This window comes from Streptomyces sp. NPDC049954 (assembly GCF_040656295.1).
GTDB lineage: Bacteria > Actinomycetota > Actinomycetes > Streptomycetales > Streptomycetaceae > Streptomyces.
The window spans coordinates 53,235-70,498 of sequence record NZ_JBFALS010000024.1 but is presented as its reverse complement, the minus strand read 5'-3'; the positions used below and the strand labels follow the sequence as shown (position 1 = coordinate 70,498).

Genomic DNA, 17,264 nt, shown 5'->3' with positions numbered 1-17,264 from the left:
CCTAGTACTGGACGTACTTGGGTTTTCGGCCGGTGCGGCGAGAGGACGTGCCGGGCGTCGCGACGGGGCGAACATTGCCTGCTGCGGCACTAGCCTGGGGGGCACGGGCTTTTCCCACCCCCGGGCCGGCAGGGCCGCACGACGAGGGCACCGCGGGCCGAGCACCCCGGTGACATGCACAGGAACGAGGCACTGATGACCGACCCGGTGACCCTGGACGGCGAGGGCAGGATCGGCGTGTTCGACGAGAAGCGCGCCCAGAACGCCGTGCGCGAACTCCTCATCGCGGTCGGCGAGGACCCCGACCGCGAGGGCCTGCGCGAGACGCCCGCCCGGGTGGCCCGCGCGTACAAGGAGATATTCGCGGGTCTGTGGCAGGAGCCCGAGGACGTCCTGACCACGACCTTCGACCTGGGCCACGACGAGATGGTGCTCGTCAAGGACATCGAAGTACAGAGCAGCTGTGAACATCATCTGGTCCCCTTCGTGGGCGTCGCGCACGTCGGCTACATCCCCTCGGCGGACGGGAAGATCACCGGGCTGTCCAAACTGGCCCGGCTGGTCGATGTGTACGCGCGCCGTCCGCAGGTCCAGGAGCGGCTGACCACGCAGGTCGCCGAGGCGCTCATGCGGATCCTGGAGCCGCGCGGCGTCATCGTCGTCATCGAGTGCGAGCACATGTGCATGACGATGCGCGGGGTGCGAAAGCCCGGTGCGAAGACGATCACCTCGGCGGTACGCGGTCAGCTGCGCGACGCCACGACCCGCGCCGAGGCGATGAGCCTGATCATGGCCCGCTGACTCCGGCGGCACCGTTCTCCCGGCCACCCGCGCTTGCGCCGCAACCCATGCCTCATGGCTATGGGAAATGGTATTGGACGCCTGTTCGCCCTTCCGGTGAGACTTGGGCCGCCGGGCCCGGGGAGGGCCCGCTCTCCTCGGTCGGACGGTGGTTTCGATGAACGCGCAGCCTGTCTCACTTCCCTCTCGCAGTCTCGGCGGCCTTGAGGTGTCCGCACTCGGGGTCGGGGCCATGGTGCTCTCGCCCGGGGTGTACGGCGAGGTGGACGACGGGCGGGGGGAGAGGGCGCTGCGGGCGGCGCTCGATGCCGGGGCCACGCTGATCGACACCGCCGACGGGTACGGGGCCGACGGCCACAACGAGCGTCTGGTCGGCCGGGTCCTGAAGGCGTACGGCGGTGAGGCGGCGGTGGCCACCAAGTTCGGGTTCCGGCTGCCAGAGGGCGTGGAGCCGCATCCCTTCCCCGTCGGGTACGCCTTCGGGGAGCTGGCCGTCAACGGTGACCCGAAGCAGGTGCGGGGCTATGCGGAGGCCAGCCTGCGGGGGCTCGGCGTCGAGCACATCGACCTGTACTACCCGCACTACCCGGACCCGGTCGTGCCCTTCGAGGACACGGTGGGCGCGGTCGCCGAGCTGATCGCGGACGGTCTCGTACGGCATCTCGGGCTGTCCAACGTGACCGCCGGGCAGTTGCGGGCCGCGCACGCGGTGCATCCGGTGGCGGCCGTACAGGTGGAGTGGTCGATGTGGCGCCCGGCCGATCCGGAGCTGCTGGCGGCGGCGCGGGAGCTGGGTGTGGGCGTGGTGCCGTGGTCGCCGCTGGGCGCCGGGTTCCTGAGCGGTCAGGTGGCGGCGCTGTCGGAGGGGGACTTCCGGCACCACGCGCCCCGCTTCGACGCGGCCAACCTGCGGGCCAACAACGACCGCTTCGCGCCGGTGCGGGGGATCGCGGCGGAGCTCGGGATCACCCCGGCGCAGCTCGCGCTCGCCTGGCTGCTGCACCAGGGCGAGAACGTCGTACCGATCCCCGGCAGCCGTACCCCGGCGCACATCGAGGAGAACCTGGCGGCTGCCCACGTCACGCTCGACGCGGAGGTGCTGGGGCGGATCGACGAGGTGCTCTCCGGGACCGAGATCGCGGGCGGGACGCTGCTGTAGACGCGGTGCCGGGTGCTGCTCGCCGGGTGCCTGGTGCCTGGTGTCCTCATGGCCGGGCACCCCGCCCCCCACCGGCCCTCACGCCTCCCGCCGGACTGCCCGGCGCAGGAGGAGCGGGAGCAGCCGGTGGTGGACCTGGGCGGCCGCCGCCCAGACGGTTCGTCCGGCGCGGCGCTCGAAGTGGACGCGGGTGGTCCAGGTGAGTCCCACGGCGTCGACGGACACGGTGCTGCGGGCGAGGAGCAGCGGGGAGCGCGCCCGCAGGGTGATCGCGCCCGGCTCGTCCTGTTCGACGGGCCAGCCCAGTACGTGGCCCGGGGCGTACGTCGGGGCCAGGCGCAGGCCGAGGACGTGGCGCCAGCCGGCGAGCAGCGCCCACCGCACGGGAAACGGTGCTCCCAGGACGACCGCCCGCGCCCAGTACGCGGCGGTGCGGGAGTCCAGCCCGGCGGCCGGCACGGTGAACGCCGAGGCATAGTCGGCTCCGGCGAGATCGGCCACGACGCGGCGGGCGGGCGGGACTCGTGGCGTCGTCGGCATGGGCGGGAGTCTATGAGAGGCACCGTCCGCCGCCGTGGCCATTCGCGGGCGGGGCGCGGCGCCGGGGCCGCATCGCGCGGGCCGTCTGTGCGCTGAGCCGGCCATCTGCGCGCCGGACCGTCCGCGCGGTGGGGCGCTCGCTCAGGCGGAGGGCCTGGCGGCCCCCGGGCCGCCCTCGTCCTTGTCGTCGGGGAGCTTGCAGACCCGTTCCAGGAACAGGGCGCCCGCGGCCACCGCGATCCCGGCCAGCACGGTGAGGCCCGCGTAGATCGCCTGGTCGCGGCGGGCGGGGACGTCGAGCTGGGTCAGCAGGAAGACACCGGTGCCGCCGTACGCCCCGGCGACCAGCGAGACCACGAGGGCGCTGGCCTGGCCGAGGACGACGGCGCGGGCGGCCTGGAGCGGGTCGACGCCCTGGGCGCCGGGGCGGCGCTCGCGCTGGGCGCGCAGCCGGGACCGTATCGACAGGGCCGTGGCGAGCAGGAGCATCGCGACGACGAAGAGGACGACGGGCGCGGCCACCGGGACGCTCGGCAGGGTGGAGAGCGAGTCCCACAGCCGGGCGCCCGCCCAGGAGAGGACCCCGGCCACCACGAAGATGCCGGCCATCACCCTGATACGGAGCTGCTTCACTTCGTCCTCGCCTTCCCGCGCCGGGCCCGGCCCGGCGTCACCGCCTCACCGACCCTAACGGCTATTCGGGGACGACCAGTTCCAGGTCGGTGCGCGGGGCGATACCGGCGCGGGTGACGGACGCGAGGAGTTCGGTGACCTCGCCGCGGCCGGGCAGGGTCGCCTCGGGGTCGATGTCGTGCCACGGGGCGAGGACGAAGGCGCGTTCGTGGGCGCGCGGGTGGGGCAGGGTGAGCACCGGGTCGTCGGAGACGACGTCGGCGTACGTGACGATGTCCACGTCGATGGTGCGCGGCCCCCAGTGCTCGGCGCGTTCGCGGTGGAAGGCCTCCTCCACGGCGTGCGCGCGCTCCAGCAGCGAGGAGGGCGGCAGGGTGGTGCGGATCACGACGACGGCGTTGAAGTACGAGGGCTGGCTGCCCGGTTCGACGCCCCAGGGCTCCGTCTCGTAGACCGGGGACACGGCCTTGACCCGCAGGCCAGGGGTGTCCTCCAGCGCGTCGATGGCGCCCTGGAGGGTCTCCAGGCGGTTGCCCAGGTTGCTGCCGAGCGCGACGACGGCCCGGTGCGGGTTGGAGAGGGTGGTGTCCGCCGCGTCCACCCGCTCGACCACGGAGGCGGGCACCGGCTGGACGGTGGGGTCGCCCTGGCCCTGGTCAAATGCAGTCATACTCGGCTCCGGCTGATGGTGACGGTCACATCGTCGAAGGGCACGGTGATGGGGGCGGACGGTTTGTGCACGCACACCTCCACTTCCCGTACCCCTTCGTGCTTGAGGCAGCTCGCCGCGATGCGTTCGGCGAGTGTCTCGATGAGGTCGACCGGCTCGCCCTCGACGATCGCGACGACCTCTTCCGCGACCACTCCGTAGTGCACGGTCTTCGTCAGGTCGTCCTCGGCGGCCGCCGCACGGGTGTCGAGCCCCAGAGTGATGTCGACGAGGAAGGTCTGGCCCTCCTCGCGTTCCTGCGGGAACACGCCGTGGTGTCCCCGGGCCCGCAGGCCCCGCAGCGCGACACGGTCCACGCGAATCACTCCAGCTGTCGTCGGTCTCGGTGGCCGCGCCGACGAGTTCGTTCGGGACGCGGCTCGATCGCATGCGTCCGGTGCGGTCGAATTCCTGATGCGTTCGAATCTACCCGCGCGCACGGACAGGCCGTGTCGACGGGTGTCCCGGACCCGGCTCCCGGGACGGCACGGGGGGTGTGCCGCCGATGTCCGACGCCCCTACCCAGTCGTCCAGCGGCGCAATCCAGGAGGCGGGCTTTGCGGGCGGGGCGGCCGGGTGGCGGGGCCGGATTCCGGTCGGGCCGGGTCCCGGTCGGGCCGGAAGTGGCTGGGGGCGCCGGGAGCGGTCAGGCCGGGGTGGCGTCGCCCGGGCCGCCCGGTTCCCCGTCGGTCTCGTCCTCGCCGTCCTCCTCGTCGTCGGACGCGGTGAGGACCGGTGAGGAGTGGTGCGACCACAGTTTCCAGCCGTCGGACGTGCGGCGGAACACGTTGGTGGCGACGACGAGCTGGCCGATGAGCGGGCCGGGGCCCTCCTCGTCCTCGGGGGCGGGGGCGCCGCTGAGGATGTTCTCCGTGCAGGTCAGCAGCGCCGTCGCGCCGTGCACGCTGACGGTGACGTCGGTCAGGAAGAACTGGATGTACTCGGTGTTGGCCATGATCAGCGCATAGCTGCGCAGGACCTCGCCGCGCCCGTTCAGCACCGGCCAGCCGGGGTGCACGCAGGACACGTCGGAGCCGTCGCCGTCGTTGACGTCGTCCGTCGTGTCGATCCACAGCCCGGACAGGGCGTCGAAGTCGCCGCTCTCGACCGCCGCGTAGTAGGCCGCGTTCGCCTGCTCGACCTCTTCGGCCGCCGTGCGGGCCGTCATCGGGCCGCCTCCACGGCACGGGCCACGCGCACCGCGTCGGCGCTCGCGCGGACCTCGTGGACCCGGACGCCCCAGACGCCGACGGCGGCGGACAGCGTGGTGACCGCGGCCGTCGCGGCGTCCCGTTCGCGGGCCGGGGGCGGGCTCGCGTCCGGCCCGGCGAGGACCCGGCCGAGGAACCGCTTGCGGGAGGCGGCCACGAGCAGCGGCCGGCCCAGTTCGCGCAGCCGGTCCAGGTGCGCGACGAGGGCGAGGTCGTGCGCGGCCTGCTTCGCGAAGCCGAGACCCGGGTCGACGAGGACCCGCTCGGGGGCGACTCCGCCCTCGACGACCGCCTCGATGCGCTGCCGCAGCTCCGTGACGACCTCGCCGACGACGTCGGCGTAGACCGCCCGCTGGTTCATGCCCTCGCTGAAGCCGCGCCAGTGCATCACGACGAACGGGGCGTTCGCCGCCGCCACGACGGGGATCATCGCGGGGTCGGCGAGACCGCCGCTCACGTCGTTGACGAGGACCGCCCCGGCCGCGAGGGACTGTTCGGCGACGCTCGCCCGCATCGTGTCGACGGAGACCGTGACCCCTTCGGAGACGAGTCCGCGGACGACGGGCAGGACGCGGCGCAGTTCCTCCGCCTCGTCGACGCGGGGGGCGCCGGGGCGGGTGGACTCCCCGCCCACGTCCACGAGGTCGGCCCCCTCGGCCACGAGTTCCAGGCCGTGCTTGACGGCGGCGGTGGTGTCGAACCAGCGCCCGCCGTCGGAGAAGGAGTCGGGGGTCACGTTCACGACCCCCATGACCGCGCACCGGTCCCACTCGGGCAGACCCTCGACGCGACCGCGCCCTCGCAACGTACTCATGGGCCCAGCGTAGGCGGTCGGGGTGCCGGGGGCGGAGGGGCGCGAGCGCGGGGTCCCGGCCGGTCAGGCGGCCCGTGCCGGGGAGCGGGCGGGCTCCTTCGGCCCGGCGGCGCGGGCCCGGCGGCGCGGTGCGCGCAGCGGCGGGAGGCTCAGGAAGCCCTCGGCGCGCAGCGCGGCGAGCCCGATGCGCGGCAGGTCGCGGCTCGCGCCGAAGACGACGTACCGCGGTTCCCAGCGCGGCTGGAACTTGGCGTTGAAGCGGTACAGCGACTCGATCTGGAACCAGCGGGAGAGGAAGACCAGCAGCCCGCGCCAGGCCCGCAGGACGGGGCCCGCGCCGATGCGCTCGCCCCGGGCCAGGGCGGCGCGGAACATCGCGAAGTTGAGCGAGACCCGGCGCACCCCGAGCCCCGGGGCGGCCCGCAGCGCCGCGACGATCAGCAGTTCGTTCATACCGGGGTCGGCCGCGCGGTCACGGCGCATGAGGTCGAGCGAGACGCCGTCAGGCCCCCAGGGCACGAAGTGCAGGACCGCCCTCAGATCGCCGTACGGGGAGGTGGCCGGCGCGGACTCCGGATGCGCGGGCCCGGCCGGTTCGGCGCGGTGGGCGGTGGCGATCAGACAGTCGCCGTCCTCGGGGTCGCCGAGCCGGCCGAGCGCCATCGAGAAGCCGCGTTCGGTGCTGCTGCCGCGCCAGTGCGCGGCGGCGGCCGCGATCCGGGCCAGTTCCTCGGCGGGTACGTCGGACACGCGGCGCACCCGGGTCTCGTATCCGGCGCGTTCGATGCGGGTGACCATCTGGCGCACGTTGCGCATCGCGCGGCCGGACAGGGAGAACCCGGCGGTGTCCACGATGGCCTCGTCGCCGATCTCCAGGGCGTCGAGACCGGCCTCGCGGGACCAGACCTGGGCGCCGGTCTCGCCGCAGCCCATGACGGCGGGTGTCCAGGAGTGCGCCTTCGCCTCGGCGAGGAAGCGTTCGACGGCGCCGGGCCACGCCTCGACGTCGCCGATCGGGTCACCGGCCGCGAGCATCACCCCGGAGACGACGCGGTAGCACACGGCGGCCTTGCCGCTCGGGGAGAAGACGACGCTCTTGTCGCGGCGCAGCGCGAAGTGGCCGAGCGAGTCGCGGGCGCCGTGCCGCTCCAGCAGGGCGCGCAGCCGCTCCTCGTCCCGCGCGTCGAGCCGGGCCACCGGGTGTTCGGGGCGCAGCGCGAAGTAGAGCGTGGTGACGGCGGTGAGCAGGCCGAGCGCGCCGAGCGAGGTGCCCACCGTCCACGAGGTGGTGTGGTCGTACCCGACGGGCCCCTCGACGCCGACCAGCCCGAGCAGTACGTGCTGGAGCCGGTCGCCGAGGCCCGGGTGGCCGACGACACGGCCCGGGTGGGCGCTGACGACGAGCAGCCCGAGCAGGACGGAACCGGTGCCGAGGACCGCGAGGTTGGCCAGGGCGCGCCAGCGTCCGCGCGGATCGGGCAGGGCCTGGAACTGGGCGCGATGGCGCCACAGCACGGCCAGGAGGGCGAGCGGGATGAGGATGCCGCACAGCGAGTGCCGGTACACGTACTGGGCGGCGGCACCGACCGGGAGCAGCACCATGGTCGCCTGCCAGGCCCGCCGTTTGCCGCGCCGCAGGCCGTGGGCGAGGAGCAGCAACAGGATGCCGACGCTCAGCGCGAGAGCGGCGGCGAAGGGGCCGAGGGTTCCGGGCAGTACCTCGGCCAGGCTGTGCATCCAGCTGTGCCGGAAGCGGGGGAAGACCCCGGCGGCGATGTCCAGCAGGCCCACCAGGGTGCCCGCGCCGGAGACGAGCGCCGGGACGGATTCGGGGCGGGGGCCGGGGAGCGCGAGGCGCCGGGCCCGAGGCTCGGGGGAGGGGGATGTTTCACGTGAAACATCCGCTGTGGCCGCCTTGTTCGCTCTGGCGACGGCTCTGTCGGTAGTGGTGCGGGAGGTGCCGCCGCAGGCGGCTTTGTCGGCTCCGCCCCGCCTGGCGGCCGGGACCGGTGCGGTGCCCGTGGGGCTCGGGGGAACCCCGGTGCCGCGTTCCCCATCTACTTCCACAGCCATCGCATTCCCGTACATGTGCGAACGAACGTGTCACCGAGCGCAAAGAGCTGCATTCGGTGGATTGCGCTCCTTAGGACGCGGGATACGGCAGGCGGGTTCATCCAAGACGGCAAACCGTCCGGAAAGAACGAGTCATCAGGACCGGCGGAGAAGTGAGAAGCGGCCGCGGCGCGGCGGGGCGACGCGTACGCCCCGGGGCGGGGCGGTGCGCGTGGCGAGGAGAGACGTGGGCGGGCGAGAACCAAGACGTGGGTGCGGGCGAGGGGTGGACGCGGGCCGGGCGTGGGGTGGGTCGTGGGCCTGACGGGGCGTGGGCTCCTGATCGCGGCCGCTGCGGTGACGCTGCTGTGCTTCGCGGGAACGGTGTGGGTGTGGCCCCGGCTGGCCCGTACGTCCTGGCGCTCGGTGCTGGGGCGGGCCGGTCTGCTCGTGACCACGCAGGCCCTGCTGTTCTGCGTCGTGGCGCTCGCCGTGAACCAGACCTTCGGGTTCTACGCCTCGTGGGCGGACCTGCTGGGCCGGGAGCGGACACCCGGGATCGTCATCGACCAGGGCGCGGCCTCCGTGCGGCCGGGGGCGTCCGGGGCGGTGGACGTGAGCGGACGGGCCGATGCCGTACGGGTCCTGGGCGAGGAACCCGTACCCGGCGGTGGCGGGGAGCGGACCGGCGGGCGGATCGAGAAGGTGGAGATCGCGGGCCGTGCCTCACGGATCGCGAGCCCGGCGCTCGTCTATCTGCCGCCCGAGTACTTCCAGCCGCAGTGGCGCGACTACCGCTTCCCCGCCGTGACCGTCCTGACCGGCTACCCCGGTACGGCCTCGGCGCTGGTGACGGGGCTGCACTATCCGCAGACGCTGCGCGAGGAGGTGCGGGCGGGGCGGGCCAGGCCCATGGTGCTGGTCATGCTGCGGCCCACGGTCGCCCCGCCGCGTGACACCGAGTGCGTCGACGTGCCGGGCGGGCCCGCCGCCGAGAGCTACTTCGCGAAGGACCTGCCGCGCGCGGTGGCCGCGCACTACCGGGTGGCGCGGCCGGGGGAGGGCTGGGGCGCGGTGGGTGACTCGACGGGCGGCTACTGCGCGCTGAAGCTCGCCGTGCACCACCCCGGGGTCTACGCGGCGGGCGCCGGTCTCTCCGCGTACTACCGGGCGGCCGAGGACCCCACGACGGGGGACCTGTTCCACGGGGACGCCTCCCTGCGGCGCCGCGCCGACCTGCTGCGGGTGCTGCGCGAGTCGCCGCCGCCCCGTACGTCCCTGCTGGTCAGCACCAGCAGGCACGGGGAGGACAACTACGCGGACACCCGGGAGCTGCTGGGCCTCGTGCGGCCGCCCACCCGGATCTCCTCGGTCATCCTGGACAGCGGCGGTCACAACTTCACGACGTGGCGCCGGGAGATCCCCGCGACCCTGCGCTGGCTGAGCGAACGGCTCGGTACGCCGGGGGAGGCGCGCTGACGGTTCCGGTGGCCGCCGCCGGGAGGGGCGGCCACCGGAACCCGCACGGACTCAGGCCCCGTTGACCGTCTCCAGTTCGACCTCGGCGCGGTCCAGGTCCCGGGCGTCGGCGGCCGTCGAGCGGCGCAGCGCCTCGTGCAGCCGGGCCGGGGTCAGGACGCCGAGGAAGGTGCCGCCGTCGCTCTCGTCGGTCACCGCGATCCAGCCGGCGTCGTGCTGGAGCATCGTCGAGAACGCCTGCTTGAGCGTCGCACCGACCGGGAGCCACGCCTCCATGCGGCGGACCCGGTCGCCGACGACCCCGTCCGCGCGCGCGTGTTCGGCGCCGATCCAGCCGCGCAGCGCGCCCTGGGCGTCGAGGACGACGGCCCAGCGCGCGCCCTCGGCGGCCAGCCGGTCCGCGACGGCGCTCAGCGGGTCGTCCAGGCGCAGGACCGGGGGCTGTTCGAGGTCGCCGGGCTCGATCGGCGTCACCGAGAGGCGTTTGAGACCGCGGTCGGCGCCCACGAAGTCGGCGACGTAGGGGGTGGCGGGGGAGCCGAGGACGGTGCTCGGCGAGTCGAACTGCTCGATGCGGCCCTGCCCGTAGACGGCGATGCGGTCCCCGAGGCGGACGGCCTCCTCAAGGTCGTGCGTGACGAACAGCACGGTCTTGTGGACGGCGGCCTGCAAGCGCAGGAACTCCGACTGGAGCCGCTCGCGCACGACGGGGTCGACGGCGCCGAAGGGCTCGTCCATCAGCAGTACGGGCGGGTCGGCGGCCAGGGCCCGGGCCACGCCGACGCGTTGGCGCTGCCCGCCGGAGAGCTGCTCGGGGTAGCGGTCGCCGAAGACCGCCGGGTCCAGGCCCACGAGGTCGAGCAGCTCGGCCGCGCGGGCCCGCGCCTTCGCCTTCTTCCAGCCCAGCAGATGCGGCACGGTGGCCGTGTTGTCCAGCACCGACTTGTGCGGGAAGAGACCGACCTGCTGGATCACGTAGCCGATGCGGCGCCGCAGTTCGACGGGGTCGACGCCCGCTATGTCCTCACCGTCCAGGAATATCCGGCCCTCGGTGGGTTCGATGAGCCGGTTCACCATCTTCATCGTCGTGGTCTTGCCGCAGCCCGAGGGGCCGACGAGTGTGACGAGTTCGCCCTCCGCGACCTCGAAGGAGAGGCCGTCCACAGCCGTGGTGCCGTCCTCGTACCGTTTGCTGACCTGCTCGAACCGGATCATGGGTCCCCATTGTGGCGGGTTGTTTGTGAAGACAGTGTTGCCGCTCGTTGCCCGAATACGACGGTTCCGTCGATTGTCCGAGGCGGGGGTTAGGGTCACGCATGGGTCGTTCGTCCGTGCGAGCGCGGGTGGCCGGAGCAGGCGGGCCGGCCGGATCGCGGTCACGGCTCACGGCTCGTCCACCTGGCGCACCCCGTACGGGCGTGCCAGGTCACGGTACTGACGCGGTGTGATTGGCGCACCGCCGGGCGGGTAGCCGGACCGCTGTTCTCGGGAGGTCCGGGGACTCGAAGACGCTGGGGGAGGTGGGTCGCGCGTGAGCGGACAGAACTGCCTGGTCACCAATGAGTGGATCTGCGGCGAGTATCTGCGCACCCGCGGCCAGGAACTGGTCGACGCCACGGTGCAGCACGTCCTGATCACCGTGGTCTCGGTGGCCCTCGGGCTCCTCGTGGCCCTGCCGCTCGCGCTGCTCGCGCGCCGCAGCAGGGCGTTCGCCGGGCCGATCCTCGGCATCACGACGATCCTCTACACGATCCCCTCGCTCGCGATGTTCTCGCTGCTGCTGCCCGTGTTCGGGCTCTCGGCCTCCCTCGTGGTCACGGGCCTGGTCCTGTACTCGCTGACGATCCTCGTGCGGAACATCCTCGCGGGGCTCGCCTCGGTCCCGGAGGAGGCCAGGGAGGCGGCCCGCGGCATGGGCTACGGGCCGTGGCGGCTGCTGTGGGAGGTCGAACTCCCGCTGTCCCTGCCCGCGCTGCTGGGCGGGGTGCGCATCGCGACGGTCTCGACGGTCGCCCTCACCACGGTCGGCGCCATCGTGGACTACGGGGGCCTGGGCACCCTCATCCTCGACGGGCTCGACACCACCTTCAAGGCACAGGTGCTCACGGCCTCGGTGCTGTGCGTGGTCCTCGCGATCCTCGCGGACGTCCTGCTGCTGGGCCTGCAGCGGCTGCTGACGCCGTGGACCCGGGCCCGGCGCCCGCGCAGCCCCGTCGCGCAGTCCGCTCCGGCCGCGCGGCCCGACCCGGCGGAGGCGATATGAACGAGCTGACCGGCGCCTGGACCTGGCTCACCACGGGCTCCCACTGGCAGGGCGAGAACGGGGTGCCGCACCGCCTCCTGGAACACCTGTGGTTCACCGGGGCCTCGCTCTTCGTCGCCTGCGCGATAGCCCTCCCGATAGCGCTGACCCTCGGCCACCTCGGCAGGGGCGGCGCCCTCGCCGTCAACATCTCCAACGTGGGGCGGGCGGTGCCCACCCTGGCGCTGCTGGCCCTGCTGTCGATCACCCCGCTGCGGCAGTACGGCGAGGTGCCGACGCTCATCGCACTCGTCCTGTTCGCGATCCCGCCCGTCCTCACCAACGCGTACATCGGGATGCGCGAGGCCGACCGCTCCGTGGTCGAGGCGGCGCGCGGCATGGGCATGAGTGGCCGGCAGGTGTTCGGCCAGGTCGAGGTGGTGCTCGCCTTCCCGCTGATCATGACGGGCGTCCGCAGCGCCGCCGTGCAGACTGTGGCCACCGCGACGCTCGCCGCGATCCCGGGCGGCGGCGGGCTCGGCCGGATCATCACCGCCGGGTTCAACCTCCAGAACACCGCGCAGGTCGTGGCGGGCGCCCTGCTCGTCGCCGTCCTCGCGCTGCTCCTCGAAGGGCTCCTGGTGGCGCTCGCCCGCATCGCCGACCCGATGCGGCGCCGTAGCCGCCGCAAGACCCCCGACCGGGTCGCCGAACTCCCCGAGGTGCCGACCGCCTCCGCGGCGGGCGCCTGAGCCCGGGTCCCGTCCCGGCACCCGAGCGCCGCTCACGCCCCCGCCGCCGGGCTCCCCGCTCCTTCTCACCGCACTTCACCCACTCCCCACTCCCGTCAGCCCATCAGCCATACCCGGCCCTTCCGGGCCGTTCGACACCCCTATGGAGATCGCATGTACAGGAACTCGCGCCGTGCGCGCACGGCCGGAGCGGTTCTCGCGACCGCGGCGCTCGCCGCGGGGCTCACCGCGTGCGGCGGCGACAGCCTGGAGGACTCCGGAAAGGGCTCCTCCGACAAGGTGTCCAGCGGCTCGGACAGCGGTGCGGACAGCGGCAAGAAGGGCTCGCTGGTGATCGGCGCGGCCCGTTTCACCGAGGCCAAGGTGCTCGCCGAGCTGTACGCCGGAGTCCTCGGCGACGCCGGTTACCGCACGTCCGTCAAGACCGTGCAGAACCGTGAGGTCTACGAGCCGGAGCTGCGCAAGGGCTCCATCGACGTCGTCCCCGAATACGCGGCGACCCTCGCGGAATGGCTCAACCACGCGAAGAACGGCGAGAAGGCGGAGCCGGTCGCCTCCAGCGACATCGGCGAGACCGTCGAAGCGCTCAACAAGCTCGCGGAACCGGAAGGGATCAAAGCGCTTCCCGCCGGGAACGCCGTCGACCAGAACGCCTACGTCGTGACGAAGGAATTCGCCGAGAAGAACAAGCTCAAGACACTTTCCGATCTGGGAAAGTCGAAGCTCAAGGTCAAGATCGCGGCCGGTGACGAATGCGCGACCCGCCCGTTCTGCGCGCCCGGACTCAAGAAGACCTACGGCATCGACGTCACCGGCATCGACCCGAAGGGCGTCGGCACGCCCCAGTCGAAGCAGGCCGTCAAGGACGGCACGGACCAGCTCGCGCTGACCACGACGACCGACGCGACTCTGGAGAGCTACGGCCTGGTCGTCCTGAAGGACGACAAGAAGCTCCAGAACGCGGACAACATCCTGCCCGTGGTCAACACCAAGGACGCGGGCGGCCAGGAGACAGCCGACGCCCTCGGCGCACTGACGAAGACCCTCACGACCGAGGACCTCGTGGACCTCAACCGCAAGGTCGACGCCGAGCGGCTCAAGGAGAAGGACGTCGCGGCGGACTACCTGAAGGCCAAGGGACTGATCAAGAAGTAGTCCGGGGCCGACCAGGAAGGGGGCCGGAGCCGACCAAGAAGGGGGCCGGAGCCCGGGTCGGCAAGCAGGGCCCTGGGCACGGCTCGGCAGCAAGCCCGAGGGCTCGGTCTGCGGCAGGAAGTGGCGGAAAGCAGTCGGCGTGGGACCGGTGGGGGGAAGCAATCGCCTCCTCACCGGTCTTCTCACCGCTCTTCTCACCGCTCTTCTCGCCGGTCACATCCTTCCGCGATTCCGCTGCCTCCCCCATACGGATCCTTCCGGTCGCGGTCCCTTCCGGTCGCGGTGACTCCCCGTCCTTCTCGGCCCGTCCGCAGCCGCCCCAATCCGGGTCCTCGGCGGGCCCTCGATCCGGAATATTGAGATCCGTAAGTGCGGGCTTGGGAGAGTTCCGGAACTGACGGGTCAACAGATTTCCGGCCGGGGGTCCGTAAATCGCCTACGCGCGGTAAGTTTCTGGCCATGCCACACGGACGTCACCGCCACTCTCCTCCCCTGCACCGGCTGATGCCTCCCACGACCATCGCCGTGGTGGCCGTCCTGGGCGCCGGAGGTACCTGGGTCAGCTCACAAGCCCTCGTCCTGCGTGCCCTGGCCGCGGTCGTGGCGCTCGCCGCGCTGGCCGGTTCCTTCGTCATGCGCCGCTGGGACAGCGTCGCCGGGCTGCGGGTCGCGGAGCTCGGACGGGCGCGCGAGGCCGACCGGTGGCGGCACGAGGAACAGGTCGCGGAGCTGGAGAGCGAGCTGGAGGAGTCCCGCGAGCTGCGGGCCAAACTCGCCGGGAAACTGCGCGCCAAGCGCGGTGAGCTGTCCGCGCTGCGCGGGGAGCACGCGGCGCTGCTGCGGCGGTACGCGACCGCCGAGACCGAGCGGGCCAGCGCCCTCGAAGGCCGCAGGCAGCTGGCCATCGAGGCCTCTACTCCGGCCAGGGCGCTTCTGCCCGCCGCACCGTCAGCCGGTGCCTCCACGCCGGTGAGCCTGTCGCCCGGTGCTCGCGACGCCGCTCCGGCACAAGCGACCGCCGGCCTGTACGCGCGGGCCAACGCCGCCCTCGACCGCCTGGCATCCGGCCCGCGGCCCACCGGGGCCGAGGAGCCGAGGGACGAGGTCGCCGTCGCGCCCGCGGTGCCCTTCCCCGTGCCGGTGGCCGCCGCCCCGATCACGCACGGACGTCCGCAGATCGCCGCCGCGACGGCTGTCGCCCCGGCCCCGCCGGCCCGGCGCAGCCTGCCGCAGGGCGGTTTCGACTTCTTCGGTACGCAGGCGGGGGAGAGCGCCGCGCACAGCGAGGCCATCGAGGCCGTCCAGCGGGAGGACCTCGCCGACGTCGTCGGCCACGAGAGCGTCGCGCAGGCGCGGGCCCAGGACCAGGCGCCCGCGGGCCCGCAGGCCGGACCGGAGTCCGAGGAGCGGCAAGTCGCGGACGGGGCCGGGTCCGGGTCCGGTGGCGCGACGGGCGAGGTCATCGACCTGACCGCGCACGACGAGACCGAACAGTTCGACGTCGTCGGACTGCGCCAGGCCATGCGGGCCTGAGCGGAACGACAACGGACGGTACCGGCCGAGCCGTTGGGTCTGCTGGGCCCACTGGGCCACTGGCCCGCTGGGCCACTGAGCCCGCCGAGCCGCTGAGAACGACCGAGCGCCGGGGCGCGTACGACGGTGAAGGCCGCGTACGCACCCCGGCGCTCTGCCGTCGTGCGGTGTGGTCGTGTGCGTGCGTGGTGCATGGCGGTGGGACCGCGTGCTCAGTCCCCGGTCCCGGGAGTCTCCGCCGCTCCTCCACCCGGCCGCATCCACTGGTCGGGGAGCGCGAGCCGGCGGCCGGTGCGGGAGCGGTCGGCCTGTTCCAGGAGCAGGGCCCGGGACTCGTCGACGTCCCGCAGGCGCAGCCGTACCGTCTTGTTCGCCCCCGTGTCGACGGCCGCGCCGCCCAGCCGCAGCGCCCGCTCCCACGGCCCCTGCTCCCAGCGGACGCTCTGCACCTTCGCGTGCGGAACGAGGGAGGTGGTGCGCCGCACCAGCCCGGACCGCGAGACGAGCACCTCGTCCGTGACGGCGAGACCGTGCCCGCGCCACCACAGCGGCAGCCGCCAGCGCGCCCGGCGCGGCGGCCGGGACAGGACGGTGGGCACGGCGGCCCCGGGCAGCACGCGCGCTATGACCCGCTCGGCCCGCTCACGCGGGGCGACCGGAACGAGGACGGTGTTCGAGGAGCCCGCGACGTGGAGTTCGACGCGGACCCAGCCGGCCCGCCGCCACAGCACGGGTTCGACGATCCGCACCGTCTGCACCCGGCCGGGCGGCACCGTCTCGTGCGTACGGTCAAGCAGCCCGTGGTCCAGCCGCAGCCCGTCGGGCGACTCGCCGACCGTCCAGTCGTACTCGGTGACGAACCGGCGCACCGTCCGCGTCGCCCCGGCCCCCACGATCGGCACGGCGGTGACGAGGATCGACCACACGCTGTGCGAGGCGAACCACAGCATGGCCGGGACCAGGACCGCCGCGAGCAGGGTGCCGCCCGTCGAACCGCTCAGCAGGACCGAGACCGCGAGACTGCGCGGCGGTACCCGCAGCAGTTCGCTGACCTCCGCCTCACCGACCTCGCGGGCCGCGTCCGGCGCGAAACCGGCGGCGCGGGCCAGCAGCTCCGCGCGCAGCGCCCGGGCCTCCGGTGCGCCGAGGAAGGCCAGCTCGTCCTTGGACTTCGCGCCGACCACGTCCAGCTTGAGCTTCGCGACCCCCGCGATCCGCGCGAGCAGCGGCTGCGTGATGTCCACGGCCTGGAGACGGTCCAGGCGGATGTGCGCCGTACGCCGGAACAGCAGTCCGGTGCGGATGCGCAGCTCCGTGTCGGTCACCGCGAAATGCGTCACCCACCAGGACAGCACGCCCCACAGACACGCGGCGGGCACCACGACGGCGACGGCGATCAGGAGCGTGCTGGTCGCGAGCGAGGAGAGACGCTCGTACGCGCCGTTGGGATCGTGCACGGCCCAGCCCGCGACCACCGCGACCGGCGCCCAGGCCCGCCGCAGCGGCGTGAGCGGATGCAGCCGCCGCTCCAACAGCGCGATGTCGCCGGGGCCCGTGCCCGGCCCCCGCGCACCGAGCCTCTCCGTACCCGGCTTCTTGAGTCCGGCCGGTTCGGGCGCGGCCGGGGTGCCGTCGGCGAGGCCGCTCACAGCCCGGCCGATCGCGCCTGGCCGAGTTCGGTGAGCCGGTCCCGCAGCCGTTCCGCCTCGACGGGCAGCAGACCGGGGATACGGGCGTCGGTGGCGGCGGCCGCCGTGTGCAGCTGGACGGTCGCGAGCCCGAAGCGGCGCTCGACCGGGCCGGAGGTCACCTCGACGAGCTGCATCCGCCCGTACGGCACGATCGTCTGCCGGCGCCACAGCACGCCCCGGCTGATGAGCAGGTCGTCGGCGCGCTCCCGGTAGCGCCACGAGCGCCAGTTGCGCGCCAGCAGCCGCCGGCCCCAGGCGAGGACGAGCAGCGGGAGCAGCGCGAAGAGGACCCACGCGGGGCCCGCGAACAGGCCCAGCAGTACCCCGAGGAGCGCCGCGACCGGCACCGTCGCCAGGGCGAGCAGCAGTCTGCGCAGGCCGAGCAGTTGCCGGGGCAGTTCGTGCCAGTCCCCGGCCACCGGTGTCGCGGCGTGCTCGGCGCCGCCCGGTTCGTCTCGCGTCCCCGTCTCCATCGCTCCAGCGTAGGTGCGAG

The 17,264-nt window shown here is 73.4% G+C and carries 17 protein-coding genes; 7 read left to right on the top strand and 10 right to left on the bottom strand.

All coding sequences use genetic code 11. The annotated features are described in order from the left end of the window. Nucleotides 1-195: 195 nt before the first annotated feature. Nucleotides 196-801 carry a GTP cyclohydrolase I FolE gene (gene folE, locus AB0J21_RS32700; protein WP_363149796.1) on the top strand — a complete coding sequence of 202 codons (606 nt, stop codon included), beginning with the start codon at nt 196-198 and terminating at the stop codon, nt 799-801. Between the two features lie 157 nt (nt 802-958). Continuing rightward, the gene (locus AB0J21_RS32695) at nt 959-1,960 is read left to right on the top strand and encodes an aldo/keto reductase (RefSeq protein ID WP_363149786.1); all 1,002 of its coding nucleotides are present in this window, start codon (nt 959-961) and stop codon (nt 1,958-1,960) included. 78 nt (nt 1,961-2,038) lie between these two features. Here AB0J21_RS32695 and AB0J21_RS32690 read toward each other — a convergent pair whose 3' ends face one another. The 7 genes from AB0J21_RS32690 to AB0J21_RS32660 form a co-directional block, all read right to left on the bottom strand. Beyond that, a complete protein-coding gene (locus AB0J21_RS32690; RefSeq protein ID WP_363149785.1) occupies nt 2,039-2,500 on the bottom strand; it encodes a hypothetical protein in 462 nt (153 codons plus the stop codon). A 141-nt stretch (nt 2,501-2,641) separates the two neighbouring features. Beyond that, nucleotides 2,642-3,133, bottom strand: coding sequence for a DUF3180 domain-containing protein (locus tag AB0J21_RS32685; protein WP_363149784.1), 492 nt, complete (start codon nt 3,131-3,133; stop codon nt 2,642-2,644). A 61-nt stretch (nt 3,134-3,194) separates the two neighbouring features. Next, nucleotides 3,195-3,803, bottom strand: a complete 609-nt coding sequence (gene folK / locus AB0J21_RS32680; RefSeq protein ID WP_363149783.1) for a 2-amino-4-hydroxy-6-hydroxymethyldihydropteridine diphosphokinase — start codon at nt 3,801-3,803, stop codon at nt 3,195-3,197. Continuing rightward, entirely contained in the window at nt 3,800-4,159 is a 360-nt protein-coding gene (gene folB / locus AB0J21_RS32675) for a dihydroneopterin aldolase (protein WP_363149782.1), read from the bottom strand. The genes folK and folB overlap by 4 nt, the downstream gene beginning before the upstream one ends. Nucleotides 4,160-4,488: 329 nt before the next feature. Beyond that, the gene (locus tag AB0J21_RS32670) at nt 4,489-5,010 is read right to left on the bottom strand and encodes a nuclear transport factor 2 family protein (RefSeq protein ID WP_363149781.1); all 522 of its coding nucleotides are present in this window, start codon (nt 5,008-5,010) and stop codon (nt 4,489-4,491) included. Beyond that, a complete protein-coding gene (gene folP, locus AB0J21_RS32665; RefSeq protein ID WP_363149780.1) occupies nt 5,007-5,867 on the bottom strand; it encodes a dihydropteroate synthase in 861 nt (286 codons plus the stop codon). Before folP ends, AB0J21_RS32670 begins: the two co-directional genes overlap by 4 nt. 63 nt (nt 5,868-5,930) lie before the next feature. Then, the gene (locus AB0J21_RS32660; protein ID WP_363149779.1) at nt 5,931-7,940 is read right to left on the bottom strand and encodes a phosphatidylglycerol lysyltransferase domain-containing protein; all 2,010 of its coding nucleotides are present in this window, start codon (nt 7,938-7,940) and stop codon (nt 5,931-5,933) included. Nucleotides 7,941-8,222: 282 nt separating this feature from the next. Here AB0J21_RS32660 and AB0J21_RS32655 point away from each other — a divergent pair, with 282 nt between their 5' ends. Beyond that, nucleotides 8,223-9,398, top strand: a complete 1,176-nt coding sequence (locus AB0J21_RS32655; RefSeq protein ID WP_363149778.1) for an alpha/beta hydrolase-fold protein — start codon at nt 8,223-8,225, stop codon at nt 9,396-9,398. A 51-nt stretch (nt 9,399-9,449) separates the two neighbouring features. Here AB0J21_RS32655 and AB0J21_RS32650 read toward each other — a convergent pair whose 3' ends face one another. Beyond that, nucleotides 9,450-10,613 carry a betaine/proline/choline family ABC transporter ATP-binding protein gene (locus AB0J21_RS32650; protein ID WP_363149777.1) on the bottom strand — a complete coding sequence of 388 codons (1,164 nt, stop codon included), beginning with the start codon at nt 10,611-10,613 and terminating at the stop codon, nt 9,450-9,452. A gap of 316 nt (nt 10,614-10,929) precedes the next feature. On the opposite strand from AB0J21_RS32650, the gene AB0J21_RS32645 reads away from it, so the two are divergent. From AB0J21_RS32645 to AB0J21_RS32630, 4 genes are all read left to right on the top strand, one after another. Continuing rightward, nucleotides 10,930-11,661 (top strand): ABC transporter permease, encoded by a 732-nt coding sequence (locus AB0J21_RS32645; protein WP_363149776.1) that lies wholly within the window; start codon nt 10,930-10,932, stop codon nt 11,659-11,661. Continuing rightward, the gene (locus tag AB0J21_RS32640; RefSeq protein WP_363149775.1) at nt 11,658-12,392 is read left to right on the top strand and encodes an ABC transporter permease; all 735 of its coding nucleotides are present in this window, start codon (nt 11,658-11,660) and stop codon (nt 12,390-12,392) included. Before AB0J21_RS32645 ends, AB0J21_RS32640 begins: the two co-directional genes overlap by 4 nt. 153 nt (nt 12,393-12,545) lie before the next feature. After that, a complete protein-coding gene (locus AB0J21_RS32635; RefSeq protein ID WP_363149774.1) occupies nt 12,546-13,547 on the top strand; it encodes an ABC transporter substrate-binding protein in 1,002 nt (333 codons plus the stop codon). A gap of 459 nt (nt 13,548-14,006) precedes the next feature. Next, nucleotides 14,007-15,080, top strand: a complete 1,074-nt coding sequence (locus AB0J21_RS32630) for a hypothetical protein (RefSeq protein ID WP_363149773.1) — start codon at nt 14,007-14,009, stop codon at nt 15,078-15,080. Between the two features lie 212 nt (nt 15,081-15,292). On the opposite strand, the gene AB0J21_RS32625 is transcribed toward AB0J21_RS32630, so the two are convergent. Both AB0J21_RS32625 and AB0J21_RS32620 read right to left on the bottom strand, forming a co-directional pair. Continuing rightward, nucleotides 15,293-16,621: a PH domain-containing protein gene (locus AB0J21_RS32625; RefSeq protein WP_363149795.1), complete on the bottom strand. Its 1,329-nt coding sequence runs from the start codon at nt 16,619-16,621 to the stop codon at nt 15,293-15,295. Between the two features lie 104 nt (nt 16,622-16,725). Further along, on the bottom strand, nt 16,726-17,244 hold the full coding sequence (locus AB0J21_RS32620; protein ID WP_363149772.1) for a PH domain-containing protein: 519 nt from the start codon (nt 17,242-17,244) through the stop codon (nt 16,726-16,728). Between the last annotated feature and the right edge of the window lie 20 nt (nt 17,245-17,264).

Bases quoted from the DNA above. Each gene is read 5' to 3' on its own strand.
- folE (WP_363149796.1), top strand. From the start codon at position 196: ATGACCGACCCGGTGACCCTGGACGGCGAGGGCAGGATCGGCGTGTTC.
- AB0J21_RS32695 (WP_363149786.1), top strand. From the start codon at position 959: ATGAACGCGCAGCCTGTCTCACTTCCCTCTCGCAGTCTCGGCGGCCTT.
- AB0J21_RS32690 (WP_363149785.1), bottom strand. From the start codon at position 2,500: ATGCCGACGACGCCACGAGTCCCGCCCGCCCGCCGCGTCGTGGCCGAT.
- folK (WP_363149783.1), bottom strand. From the start codon at position 3,803: ATGACTGCATTTGACCAGGGCCAGGGCGACCCCACCGTCCAGCCGGTG.
- AB0J21_RS32670 (WP_363149781.1), bottom strand. From the start codon at position 5,010: ATGACGGCCCGCACGGCGGCCGAAGAGGTCGAGCAGGCGAACGCGGCC.
- folP (WP_363149780.1), bottom strand. From the start codon at position 5,867: ATGAGTACGTTGCGAGGGCGCGGTCGCGTCGAGGGTCTGCCCGAGTGG.
- AB0J21_RS32660 (WP_363149779.1), bottom strand. From the start codon at position 7,940: ATGGCTGTGGAAGTAGATGGGGAACGCGGCACCGGGGTTCCCCCGAGC.
- AB0J21_RS32650 (WP_363149777.1), bottom strand. From the start codon at position 10,613: ATGATCCGGTTCGAGCAGGTCAGCAAACGGTACGAGGACGGCACCACG.
- AB0J21_RS32640 (WP_363149775.1), top strand. From the start codon at position 11,658: ATGAACGAGCTGACCGGCGCCTGGACCTGGCTCACCACGGGCTCCCAC.
- AB0J21_RS32635 (WP_363149774.1), top strand. From the start codon at position 12,546: ATGTACAGGAACTCGCGCCGTGCGCGCACGGCCGGAGCGGTTCTCGCG.
- AB0J21_RS32630 (WP_363149773.1), top strand. From the start codon at position 14,007: ATGCCACACGGACGTCACCGCCACTCTCCTCCCCTGCACCGGCTGATG.
- AB0J21_RS32620 (WP_363149772.1), bottom strand. From the start codon at position 17,244: ATGGAGACGGGGACGCGAGACGAACCGGGCGGCGCCGAGCACGCCGCG.